The sequence below is a fragment of the Rhodococcus sp. RCBS9 genome (assembly GCF_029457415.1).
Lineage (GTDB): Bacteria > Actinomycetota > Actinomycetes > Mycobacteriales > Mycobacteriaceae > Rhodococcus_F > Rhodococcus_F qingshengii.
The window spans coordinates 2725811-2737958 of sequence record NZ_CP120422.1; the positions used below are offsets into that span (position 1 = coordinate 2725811).

Genomic DNA, 12148 nt, shown 5'->3' on the forward strand with positions numbered 1-12148 from the left:
AATCAAGAGGACGCCGGCGTCACCACATTCAGCTTCGGTTGATGCTGGTCGGTGTATGCCCACGGGCGGATCTTCTCCAGTGCTTTGCCGATCCGGAACACGGTCGGTTCGTCGTACGTATGGCCGACGATCTGGACGCCCGTGGGAACGCCGTTGTGTGCGTGTCCACTCGGCACCGCCAATACGGGGCACCGATTGGCGACGTTGAACGGCAATGTGAGAAGTGCTTCGGCGGTGGTGTTCACGTGCTGACCCGCCACAGTGAGGCCGTCGAGCAAAGACTCGCCTGCCGGGAAGGCGATGGTGCCCGAAGTCGGGCAGATCAGCGCATCGAAGGGAGCCATCGCCTCGGCGAGCTCTCGTTGCATTTGGGTTTCCTTGCGAAGGCCGTCCAGAAATGACATTTCCACAGCGCCCTTCGACGTGATCGCGACGTTGTCGAGCGTGTAGTCGGCAAGAAGATCACCGTGGACGCGAGCAACTTCCGCGACGGATGCACCCATGATCGTTCCGAAATGGACTTTCACCGCTGCTGCCATCGAATCACGAGTCCACGGCAACTCGATCTCCTCGACGATCGCGCCGGCATCGACCAACGACTGTGCGAGAGCCCGGGTGTTCGCCTCGATGTCAGGCTCGATGGGGAAGTCACCGAGCCGCAGGCACAAGGCAATTCGCATTCCCTCGACCGACGGGTACTCGTGTGGCAGCGTGATCGCCGGCCTCAGGGAAGAATGGTCACGCGGATCCGGCCCGATCAGAACGTTGGCCAAAAGAATTGCGTCGTCGACAGTTCGGGCCATCGGACCGTCGCCACGGTAGGAATCCATGGACAGCGGGGCGACCCCGGCGATACGCCCGTACGAGGCCTTGAGACCGACGGTGCCGGTAAAGCCTGCCGGGCCTCGCGTCGACCCGCCGATGTCGGATGCTGTTGCCAGAGTAGTAGTTCCGGCGGCCAGTGCGGCGCCGGCTCCGCCGGATGAGCCGCCGGGACTGTAATCGAGGTTCCAGGGATTGCGGGTCACGCCCCACAAAGGAGAGTGTGTGAACGCCGCGACGCAGAATTCCGGTGTCGTCGTGCGTGCGTGAATCAGGCCGCCTGCTGCCAGAACTCGGTCGATCACCGGTGCGTTCTCGCGGGCGATGTTGCCGCGTCCCGCCAGCGAACCTTCGGTCAGAGACTTTCCCGCAATGGCATGTTTTTCCTTGGCAGCTACCGGAATTCCCTCCAACGGTCGAGGTTCGGGTCCGTGGCCGAGGTATCGGCTCTCGGCTTCCCGGGCGCCGGCGAGGGCCTCGTCGAACATCTCTTCGGTGAAGGCATTGATGTGAGGTTCGAAATTCTGTGTCCGGTCGATGATTGCCTGTAGCAGTTCGACCGGAGACAATTCTCGCGCGCGAAAGTGAGCAATGGCTTCGGTGGCGCTGAGGTAGTGCAGTTCGTCTGACATGACGTTATCTCCCTGGGTAAGTCTGTGTGAGAATCACGCGCTCCGCGCAAGGGCTCCCAGTGCAGCTGCGGTCATGGCCGTGACACCTTCGGGTAGGGCAGCGGCGGGATCGGGGGCGAAGCGCGGTGAATGATTGGACGGCGTGCCGGGTGGTATCCGTCCCTCGGCGAGCGCGGCAAGGGCGGTTCCGTCGAAACTCTGCAGTGCCGTTCCGCCGAAATGCCAGAACACGGAGGGGCATTGGGCGGCGGTGCCGAAGATTCCGAAGTCCTCGCTACCTGAAAGTGGTTGTGACAGAGTGTGCATTCCCAAGCCGGCCTGTCGCAGGTCGGACATCACTGTGGACGTGGCGTCCGGAGTGTTGACCGTGGCCGGAAAGCCGTTGTACGCATGAACGTCCGGCGTCTCGACGGCGCCGGCTCCGTCCGCTTCTGCGCGGGCTATCCGGCGCACCGATTCGAGCATGTTTTCTCGTGACGTTGCGCTGAAAGTCCTTAGGCTGAGCAGTAGTTCGGCTTCATCGGCGATGATGTTCGCAGCCGTGCCGGCGTGCAAGGCTCCCACCGTGAGCACAGGTGCTGTCGGGGTTGCCGCTTCATGAGCCACCAGACTTTGAATGCGCAGCGCGAAAGACGCTGCCATCAACAAAGGGTCGATGCATGCGTACGGTGAGGACGCGTGTCCACCACGGCCGTGAAAGACCACTCGTATCGTGTCGGATGCTGCCATCAAGATGTCGGGTTTGCTGACCAACATCCCCGCCGGAGTTGGGCCCACGTGCTGTCCCAGACAGAGGTCCGGACGCGGGAAGCGGTCGAAGATTCCGTCGTCGACCATCGCACGAGCGCCGGAGCCGGTCTCCTCGGCAGGCTGGAAGACCGCGACAACAGTCCCGGTGATCGATGTCGGATCCGCGGAAAGTGCTGCGCACGTGGCAAGTAGCGCGGTTACGTGGACATCGTGGCCACACGCATGCATGACTCCATCAGTTCTGGAGGCGTAGGACAGCCCGGTGTCTTCTGCCACCGGCAACGCGTCCATGTCGGCGCGTAGCAGAATCACCGGACCGCTGCTCCCTTCGAGAACACCGACGACACCCGTACCGCCGACCCCGACCGTGACGTCCCAGCCGCCGATTCGCCGAAGTTCCTCGGCAACAATTGCGGCGGTGCGAGTTTCGTCGCCGGACAACTCGGGGTGTGCGTGTAGGTCCCGGTAGAGCTCGAACCAGTGCGGCTCGACGGTTCGCAACCGCGACGGGTCTCCGAACTCGAGATTCGAAAGCAGTTGATTCATGGTTGATCTTCTTTCAGTTGGCGGTTTTCAGTTGCACCAGGTTCAGCATCTTTTCCCGGGTTTGTGGTGCTGCCATGACCGCGACGATCGCCACGACAGGCCCGAGCGCGAGAGATACGAACGCCGCTGACCAGGAGAGGTGGTCCACGATGAATCCGAATACCAACGGCGCGACTATTCCGGCGACCATGCCGCCGAAAATGATCATCGACGAGGCTGCTCCGACCACCGACGAAGGCAGGCTACGAAGCGGAAGTGCAAAACACGGCATGAAAGCGAAAGAGGCAGCGGCAGATCCGAGGGTGACGAGAACGACGAACAAGGCCGTGTTGGAGACGAAAGGAATCGAAACGAGCATCACGATGCACGCGAGCATGGACGGCACCACGACGACACGACTGTTGCCAGCCAGTCGATCGGAGATTCGCCCGCCGATGACGGTGGTCACGGCGGCCACCACGGTAGCCGGAATCAGAAGGAGGCTTGCACTCGAGAGGGCGATTCCACGTTCGTCATGGAGGTACGACGGAACCCACGACGACATCCCCCAGATCACGAAGTCGTATCCGAAGAACATCAAGGCGAAGAGCCACATCGCGCGGGAGCGAAGTACGGTGCGCATGTTGTCCCAGGAGGAATCCGGACCGTGGTCGTTCTCCGCCGGAAGTGCCGGCGGGAGCCACAACTTGATGCTGACGAGCGAGAGTACGCCGAGCGCCGCGACGGCCAGAAACATTCCACGCCAGCCGATCAACGGGAGAAGTGCTGCCGCAACAACGATGGCAAGTAGCGTACCGACGGCGTTGGAACTGTTCATCCATCCTGTGGCAGTGGCACGTTGCTCCGGGATGCTCCGCTCGGCAACGAGCTTTACTGCAGCTGCCGGAAACACGCCCTGCGCGAGACCGAAGAGAAAGCGAACAACCAGAAGCGTCCCGAACGACCAGGCAAGGGCAGTGAGGCCGGTGAAGACACTCCACGCCACCAACCCGATCAGAGCCATCCGGACTGCGCCGTATCGATCGGCGAGCAGTCCACCAGGCAGTTGGGCCAGCGTGTATGCAATGAAGAACGTGGAGATGATCAATCCACGCTGGGAGTAGTCGAGATCGAACTCCTCACCGAGCAAGGGGAGAGCGAGGTTGATCGCCAGCCGATCTATGTAGTCGATCGCGTACGCGACGAACAGCAACGCGACCGTGACTTTGGTGGAGCGAAGCACTGGGCCTCCAAGTGGTGAACCTGTGAAGTGATTCACACATCTTTGGCAAACAGGCAGGGATCACCGACCAGAATGCAGTAATCCGGCAATACTGGGCCGATGAAGCCGGAATCCGACGCATTTGTCATCGCGGAATCTGATCTGGAGATCATCAATGCACTTCAGCTCAACCCCCGAGCGTCGTGGACGCAGTTGTCGTCAGTGCTCGACATGGATTCGACGACGATCGCCCGCCGGTGGCGTCGCCTCGTCTCGAACGGTCATTCGTGGGTCAACGCGGTCGCAATCGGTCGAACCCACATATTCGGCTATCTCCTGATCAGGACCACACAGGATTCCGTTGCCGACGTGGGGGAGCTGTTACGTCAACTCTCCTGTGCCTATCTGTTGGCCAGGACGGAAGGCGAGTACGAATATTTCGTCGGAGTCGTGGCCGCCGACCACAAGAGTTTGGACGCCTTGGTGTGTGAGCACCTTGCCGCCGACCCTGGAATTCTGTCGATCAGAAGCCGGGTCGGGGTGAAGGTGTACCGGGACGGGTTCAGCTGGGAGCCGGGCGCTCTGGGGCAAGCGGGTCGGGCTCAGCTGGCAACGGCATCGACAAAGGGCGCTGCGGTGCCGGCAGATCCGACAGAGTTCCGCGAGTCCGACGGTGCCCTGTTGGAGGCGCTCGGCCGTGACGGACGTGCCAGCTATGCGCGTCTCGCCGCGATTTGTGGAACGAACGAGACTGCGATTCGACGGCGCTTGGCCCAACTGACTGCGTCGCAACAGTTGATTTTCCGCTGCGATGTCTCGCAACAGGCCGTCGGTTCACCGTTCGAAGTGATCTTCGACGTCGCTGTGGACGGTTCCACCGACGAACTCGGCAATCTTGTGTCGAGTTGGCCGGAGATCAGATTGTTGGTAGCGACCACCGGAACAGCGAACATGTTGATCAGCGTGTGGCTGAGCAGCCTCGCGCAGAGTCTTGTCGTCGAGGATCGCCTCCGTCGAATCGGTAGTGTGCGGATCCTTGATCGACGTGTCTCGTTGTACCCGATGAAGCGATTCGGACAGCTGCTCGGACCGAGCGGAGTGGCAGAAGGTCATGTGCCGGTCGCGATTTGGGGTGCCGGAGACCTTCTTCGCTGAGCGTCAGTCGATCGGCGTCCGATTGTCGTCGACGAGGTGCGTAGCGGAGTCGGTCGCACGGGAGCGCTTCCAGATCATCCGAGCCAGTGCACCCAGCACGGACACGGCCAGGACAACGCCACCGCCGATGATGCCGGCCGACGAGTCCGGGAAGATGCCCTCGAGCAGCAGCCAGATACCGAAGACGAAGAACAGCACCGCGGCGCCGATCTTGATGAATCCGTCCGGAAGGTGCTTGCCCAGCACCGAGCCGACGATGATGGCGAGAGCGTCGGCCGCCACCATGCCTACCGTCGACCCGATCCAGACGCCGATCCAGTCGTTGTCGGTGGCAAGGGTGATGGTGGCGAGCATGGTCTTGTCGCCGAGTTCTGCCAGGAAGAAGGCCGAGGCGACGGCGATGAAGGCGGATCGCGTGACGCGACCGGCCTTGTTCTGCTCGTCGTCGGTGAGATCGTCACCGCGCAAGGTCCAGAGGCCGAAGATCAGGAAAGCGATACCGCCGACGATGGAAATCGCCGCGGTGGGGAGGGCGACGCCCAGGTAGTGGCCGACGGCGACCGAGACGAGGTGAACAAGGGTGGTGGCGACGGTGATTCCGCCGAGGACGACCCACCAGCGATAGCGCAAGGCAAACGTCATTGCCATCAGTTGCGACTTGTCACCGAGTTCTGCGACAAAAATGACGCCGAAACTCAAAAGTATTGCGGCAAGCAAGATTTACTCCTCCGGTCGGTGTAGGTCGGAGGAAAAATGCGAGCCTCCGGCCTGGGCAGGCGCAGTGGGTGCGCTTGTCCGGCCGAAGGTCTCGCCCACCGAGGCCACAAGACCTTCGGTTCGCCAGGCCGGGTGCTTCGCGATCCGCACCAGGCGGAGCGCGTCGAACCAGTATGTCGACACGGGCGATTGGGGGCTACTCCCCTTCGTTGCTGCCCACGTTAGCGCGCCTGAAACGAATTGGCAAAGCGCACAGCAAGTTTGGGAGTCCGAACTTATCGCTTACCGGGGCCGTCACGAGGCGAGGAGCATGGCCAAAACAGCGGTGTCGGGATCGCTGATCGGATCGATGCCGACACGACTGATCATGGAGACGACTGTGCCGTCCGGCTCAGCCTCGACCCACGCCGCACGATGCTCCAAACCCAGATAGGGAAGGCCTGGCAGCAGTACACACCCCGACGCGCTGCCCTCGCATTCCGGCAGGCTGGGCGTGGTTTCCGACGGTGGGTGCAGCATGATCAGCGCCGGTGGCTGATGGTCGGAGAAACGGCCGGGTGTCAAGGCGAAATCGCCGAGTACCGGACCTTCGGCAACCACCAGACCGACGGTGCCCGGCTGCGGATCTTCGGGAACGTCTTCACGGACCCCGAAGACCGTCGTGGTCGGCAACAAACCTGGCATCGAGGCCACGCGGACAGCCAATGCGAGAAGCTGCGCCCACTCCTGGGTGGTGTCCGGCCAACGACCGGAAATGACGAACCCCTGCAAAGACCCAGCGGCTTGGAACGGAGAAATGCCTATTGCTTCGTTTCTGTTCATTTCTGTTCCTCCCTCGGTGCTGGGGCAAATCTCGGGCAGACGCGCATGCGTCGGTCCGGCACACCTCGTTGGGTAATCGAAATATGCACCCATTCGGTACTGGCACACAAGAGAGGGAGAGTGCCAGCCAGGTTTGCGCTGGTGAGGGCGGTGGTATGCGCAGACATGACTCTGTCGAAGAACCGTTCTCGGCTGGAAGACCTGGCAACGCAGGCGTGGATCTTCGGATATCCCCTGTTGATTGCTGCGGTATCGCGGGATGTCATGACGGCGGTGCCTTCGCCGGTGGCGATGAAAGCCCCGCTCAACCAGTTCGCATACGCGCGTACGACGCCGGATGCGACCTTCACCGATGTCGTCTCACCCAACGCGGACACTCTCTACTCGTCGGGGTGGCTGGACGTCTCGACGGAACCGCAGGTGCTCTCACTGCCGGACTTCGGCACCCGGTACTGGCTGGTCCCCATCCTCGACGCGTGGAGCGACGTGTTCACGGTTCCGGGATCTCGGACAGTCGGGCGGACCGGGGGACCGTACCTGGTGGCCGGGCCGAATTGGAAAGGCAACGTGCCCAAGGGTTTGACGCTGCTGCGGTCTCCGACGGCGATGAACTGGATAGTCGCCCGCTACGCGACGTCGGGGGGCACAGACCTGACAGAAGTGCACAGCCTGCAGGACCGGACGCGACTCACTCCTCTGTCGGAGTGGACGGGTGACCCGCAGGACTACACGCCCGGTGAAATGCCGGTGAACCCTGCCGTCGACACGCGGACGCCGCCGGTGGACCAGGTGGCCGCCATGGACGGCGAGGCATTCTTCACCAGACTCGACGCACTTCTCGACGACAATCCTCCGCGTCCGGAGGACACCGAGATGATGAAACAACTGTCCGACATAGGAATCGGCTCCTCCTTGCCCTGGAGGTCGCGTCCGCAGGAGGTACGTGATGCCCTCGATCGAGCTGCGCGAACCGGTATGGATGTGCTGAGCGAGATCGCCGAAGAGGCCGAGGGCAGTCCGAAGAACGGCTGGACGATGCACCGCGGCTTGGGGCACTACGGAACCCATTACGCTCAGCGGGCTCTGATCGTCTGGCTCGGTTTCGGGGCCAATCTCGACGCTGATGCCGTGTACCCGCATGCCACGACGGACGTCGACGGGAAGCCGCTGACCGGGGCGAAGAAGTACGTCCTGCACTTCGAGAAGGGCGAGCTGCCACCGGTCGAGGGCTTCTGGTCGCTCACGATGATGAGCGAGCGGCAGTTCTTCGTGGACAACCCGATCGACCGATACGCGATTGGCGATCGAAGCGATCTGGTGTTTGCCGACGACGGTTCCCTCGACATCTATCTTCAGCACGAATCCCCTGGTGGTGAGAAGGAGCGGAACTGGCTGCCGGCTCCGTCCGGCGACTTCAACGTCTTTCTGCGCCTGTACTGGCCGAAGGCTGCAGTGCTGTCGGGATCGTGGACTGCGCCCGGTATTCGAGAAGCAAGTATTCGAGAAGCAGGCTGAAAGTCCCCTCGCTTCGTACCCGAAGAGCACAACTCGGTATCAGCCGCGCGTTTCGATGGGCGGAAAGGTCACAAGAGTCATACGATCTGTCGGTACTGCCCTGTTTGAAGAGCTGTTGAATCGGTCAGAGACACCCGCTTGTTTCGGAGGCTACTGATGGTCACGCAGAATCCGTTCGTGCAGTACGGCAAAGAGATCTGGTGGATGATCCTGATCCGCGGAATCTTCGGCGTGATCTTCGGAATCATCGCGCTCGTGTGGCCGGGAATTACCGTGGTGGCCTTGGTTTTCCTGTTCGGTATCTACTCCATCGCCGACGGTTTGATCACGATAGTTCGCGCCATCCGGGACCGCGAGCATCTGAGCTCGTGGGGTTGGTGGGTGTTCACGGGCGTCGTCTCGGTCGGAGCCGGCATCGTCGCGCTGGTCTGGCCGGGCATCACTGCGCTGGTGCTGCTGTACATAATTGCCTTCTACGCCATCATGTTCGGAATCTTCGGAATTGTCGGCGCCTTCAAGATGAAGGCGCTGCCCGGATCCAGTTGGGGATGGTTGCTCGCCGCATCGGTGCTTGCTGTCATCTTCGGCATCATTCTTCTCATCGCGCCCGGCGAAGGCATCATCAGCCTCATCTGGTTGTTGGGTTGGTACGCAATCCTGTTCGGCCTCTTCATGATCGTGGGAGCATTCCAGATCAGGAGCCGGGCAAAGGAAGCCGGTGTTCTCTAAGAAGGGAAAGCCGGCCGTCGAGGCTCCCACTCCGATCCCCACGCTGTCCGGTAGCGAGAACTGGTCGATCCCGCGCGGTTTGATCGTCCTGCTCGGTATTGCCGCCACCGTGGTCGCCGTCGGCGGAATGAAGGTGTTCGGCGGCATCCTCGGACCGGTATTCCTGGCCCTGGTGCTGACGATTGCCGTTCAGCCCATTCAGGATTGGTCACAGCGCCGAGGGTGGCCCAAGTGGGTCGGGATGTTGGGCTCACTGGTCACCGTGTACTTGATCCTGCTCGGGTTGGCGGCGTCGTTGATCGTGTCGACGGCTCAGTTGGCGACGATCCTGCCGCAGTACTCCGAGGAGATGACCAACCTCCTCAACGAGGGCCGCGACAAGTTGGCCGACTTCGGAGTGAGCACCGAACAGATCCAAAGCACGCTCAGCAGTGTCGATCTCACGAAGGTTGTGGGCGTACTCGAAAGCGGGCTGGAGGGCCTGCTCGGCATCCTGTCGGATCTGGTGTTCATTCTCGCGTTGTTGTTGTTCATGGCCTTCGACGGCATGAGCATCCGCTCGCGGTTGCATGTGTTGTCCGAGCAACGTCCCGAAATCTCCTACGCGCTCTCCACCTTTGCCGCCGGAACTCGCAAATACCTGGTGGTCTCGACGGTCTTCGGTCTCATCGTGGCGGTACTCGACGGTGGCGCGCTGTGGCTCATGGGCATTCAGCTGCCCGTCCTGTGGGCGTTGCTGTCCTTCATCACCAACTACATCCCCAACATCGGGTTCGTCATCGGCGTGATTCCACCGGCGCTCCTGGGACTGTTGCAGGGCGGGCCGTGGCTGATGCTGTGGGTGATCGTCGTCTACTCCGTCATCAACTTCGTGATCCAGTCCATCATCCAACCCAAGTTCGTCGGCGACGCCGTCGGACTGTCGGTGACGATGACGTTCCTCTCACTTGTCTTCTGGTCGTGGGTTCTCGGGGCGCTCGGAGCGCTGCTGGCGATCCCGCTCTCGTTGTTGGTGAAGGCCGTCCTGCTCGACATCGACCCAGCCACGCGCTGGGCCGACATCCTGATCAGTGGCCCTCGGGACATGCCGAAGGAGGAACCCGAGGAGTCTGAGAAGCCGGCGACGCCCGCAGGCTAGGGCTCTCAGTGTTTCTACAAGTTGTTGCTTTATCGTCTCGCCCATGAGCGCCGAGAACACCACAGAAAACTCCCATCGCCGGCCGTCACGACTCGGTCGACGGCTGGCAGTCGGTGGTGTGGCCGCGATCGTTGCGGCTGCGGTGGCGGGGATCGGGTTCGTGATCTTCGCGGGCGGTGCCGACACCTCGAACACCGTCGCGATCGTGAACGCCGACGCGGGAACCACGCTCGACGGCAAGGAACTTCGGGCCGGCGACACGCTGGTGGACACGTTGGGCAAGAACGAAGACTTCGACTTCCAGGTGGTCGACAACCCCGGCGGGAACTACTTCGCGACGTTGACCGTGCCGGAGGACTTCAGCGAAACCGTCGCGTCGATGTTCGGCATGGATCCACGGCAGGCGAGCGTCGACCTCGAGGTGAAGGGCTCGGATTCGGAGAAGTCGGCCGAGTTGACTCGGGCCGTATCGGCGCAGGTCGGCGCGGACGGCATCAAGGGCCTGCTGGCTCAGACGTCGGCCGCCAGACGCTCGATCGATCAAAACCTCACCACCGCACAGATTCTGGTCGCCGGAACCAACGAGGCCGGAAAGTCCATCGATCAGGTGAAAGCAGGCGCAGGCACTCTGCTGCCGTACCTCGAGACCGCACGGTCCGGGGCGTTGGAGCTGATGAGCGTCGCGGATCAGGTGTCCGGTGTTGTCGATCAGGCGTCGGGGTCGGCGGAAGAGCTGGCCACGCGCGCGGACTCACTGGGCCTGACGCTTGGGGAGGCGTCGACCTCGACCGCGGAACTGAAGACACGAATCGACGCGCTGCAGACTGCGCTGAACGGCCTTCCGATCCCGTCTGACGTGACAGCGCAACTGGCCGGTGTGAGTTCGGATCTCGGTGCGCTGAATGCGCAACTGGGCACCGTTCCGGCGCTGTTGGGTGGCTCGGTCGGGCCCGATACGGAGCTCGGTGATCTAGTCCGCACCGCTGTCGGGCAGCTGCAAGGCGCGAGCGATCAACTGAGCAGTGCTGCCGGACAATTGAACGACGGCCTCATTCCCATCGCTGATCAGGCGCCGCAGATGCTCGGTGACGTGACCGATCAGATCACCCAGGGATTCACGACGCTGCAAGGAATCGCCAAGTCACTGGTCACGGGCCTCGACGGCGCAAAATCCGGTATTCCCGCGATGACCACCCCGCAGCAGGTTCAGCTGACCTCGGTGCTGTCGGATCCGGTGGCCGTGAATCAGACCACCGCGAGCAGCGGTGACTCCGGAACTCGCACACTGGCATTGGTCTTCGGAGCCACGACGGTCCTGCTCGGTGGTGCTCTGCTGACACGAACGGCGGCGCCCCTGGTAAGGCGCCGCCGTTCGCAAGAAGAGCGTGACTAGACGATCAGACCTGCGGTCTGGGTACGTGCACGGTCGAAGCGAGCCGAAACGTCGTTCCAGTTGACGATGTTCCAGAATGCCTTGACGTAGTCGCCCTTGACGTTCTGGTAGTCGAGGTAGAAAGCGTGCTCCCACATGTCGAGGAGCAGCAGCGGCGTGAGGCCGATGGAGATGTTGCCCTGCTGATCGTAGAGCTGGACGATGATCAGACGCTGTCCGATCGAGTCCCACGCGAGGATGGACCAGCCGGAGCCCTGGATGGCGTTGGCGTTCGCGGAGAAGTGAGCGCGGAAGAGATCGAACGAACCGAAGTTGTCGTCGATCGCTGCGGCGAGTTCACCTTCGGGCTTGTCGCCACCGTCAGCGCTGAGGTTGTTCCAGAAAACGGTGTGGTTGGTGTGGCCACCGAGGTGGAACGCCAGGTTCTTCTCGAGCAGGTTGGCCTGCGCTGCGATGGTGTCGTTCTCACGAGCCTCGGCCAGCTTCTCGAGTGCAGCGTTGGCACCGGCAACGTAAGCCGCGTGGTGCTTGTCGTGATGCAGCTCCATGATCTTGCCCGAGATGTGCGGCTCGAGGGCTGCGTAGTCGTAGGGGAGTTCCGGCAGCGTGTAAACAGACACGAGGGTCCCTTCTTTGCGGGCTGGTGAGCCCTGGTGCTTTAGAGTGCGTCGATCACCGGTCACGGCGTGACGTCACTCGCGTATGTGCAAATCATTCTTCGGGTTTCC

11 protein-coding genes are annotated in these 12148 nt (G+C 62.0%); 5 read left to right on the forward strand and 6 right to left on the reverse strand.

Annotation, left to right across the window (positions count from 1 at the left end; translation table 11 throughout):
* Positions 1 to 2: 2 nt before the first annotated feature.
* From P0M12_RS12910 to P0M12_RS12920, 3 genes are read right to left on the reverse strand one after another with little or no spacing between them, the layout of a single operon-like run.
* Positions 3 to 1454, reverse strand: a complete 1452-nt coding sequence (locus tag P0M12_RS12910; RefSeq protein ID WP_277377827.1) for an amidase — start codon at positions 1452 to 1454, stop codon at positions 3 to 5.
* Positions 1455 to 1487: 33 nt separating this feature from the next.
* Entirely contained in the window at positions 1488 to 2750 is a 1263-nt protein-coding gene (locus P0M12_RS12915) for an amidohydrolase (RefSeq protein WP_054188675.1), read from the reverse strand.
* Between the two features lie 13 nt (positions 2751 to 2763).
* Entirely contained in the window at positions 2764 to 3972 is a 1209-nt protein-coding gene (locus P0M12_RS12920) for an MFS transporter (RefSeq protein ID WP_030535848.1), read from the reverse strand.
* A 99-nt stretch (positions 3973 to 4071) separates the two neighbouring features.
* Here P0M12_RS12920 and P0M12_RS12925 point away from each other — a divergent pair, with 99 nt between their 5' ends.
* Positions 4072 to 5106: an Lrp/AsnC family transcriptional regulator gene (locus P0M12_RS12925; protein ID WP_054781284.1), complete on the forward strand. Its 1035-nt coding sequence runs from the start codon at positions 4072 to 4074 to the stop codon at positions 5104 to 5106.
* Between the two features lie 3 nt (positions 5107 to 5109).
* Here the strand turns inward: P0M12_RS12925 and P0M12_RS12930 are convergent, their stop codons facing one another.
* Complete coding sequence (locus P0M12_RS12930; protein ID WP_007735982.1) at positions 5110 to 5823, reverse strand: TMEM165/GDT1 family protein; 714 nt, start codon at positions 5821 to 5823, stop codon at positions 5110 to 5112.
* 294 nt (positions 5824 to 6117) lie between these two features.
* Positions 6118 to 6645 (reverse strand): hypothetical protein, encoded by a 528-nt coding sequence (locus P0M12_RS12935; protein ID WP_003944138.1) that lies wholly within the window; start codon positions 6643 to 6645, stop codon positions 6118 to 6120.
* A 165-nt stretch (positions 6646 to 6810) separates the two neighbouring features.
* Here P0M12_RS12935 and P0M12_RS12940 point away from each other — a divergent pair, with 165 nt between their 5' ends.
* From P0M12_RS12940 to P0M12_RS12955, 4 genes are all read left to right on the forward strand, one after another.
* Entirely contained in the window at positions 6811 to 8160 is a 1350-nt protein-coding gene (locus tag P0M12_RS12940; protein ID WP_277377828.1) for a DUF1254 domain-containing protein, read from the forward strand.
* A gap of 156 nt (positions 8161 to 8316) precedes the next feature.
* On the forward strand, positions 8317 to 8889 hold the full coding sequence (locus tag P0M12_RS12945; protein WP_003944155.1) for an HdeD family acid-resistance protein: 573 nt from the start codon (positions 8317 to 8319) through the stop codon (positions 8887 to 8889).
* Positions 8879 to 10027 carry an AI-2E family transporter gene (locus tag P0M12_RS12950; protein WP_042453218.1) on the forward strand — a complete coding sequence of 383 codons (1149 nt, stop codon included), beginning with the start codon at positions 8879 to 8881 and terminating at the stop codon, positions 10025 to 10027. The genes P0M12_RS12945 and P0M12_RS12950 overlap by 11 nt, the downstream gene beginning before the upstream one ends.
* Positions 10028 to 10070: 43 nt before the next feature.
* On the forward strand, positions 10071 to 11420 hold the full coding sequence (locus tag P0M12_RS12955; protein WP_277377829.1) for a hypothetical protein: 1350 nt from the start codon (positions 10071 to 10073) through the stop codon (positions 11418 to 11420).
* On the opposite strand, the gene P0M12_RS12960 is transcribed toward P0M12_RS12955, so the two are convergent.
* Positions 11417 to 12040, reverse strand: a complete 624-nt coding sequence (locus P0M12_RS12960; RefSeq protein WP_003944189.1) for a superoxide dismutase — start codon at positions 12038 to 12040, stop codon at positions 11417 to 11419. The genes P0M12_RS12955 and P0M12_RS12960 overlap by 4 nt on opposite strands.
* Between the last annotated feature and the right edge of the window lie 108 nt (positions 12041 to 12148).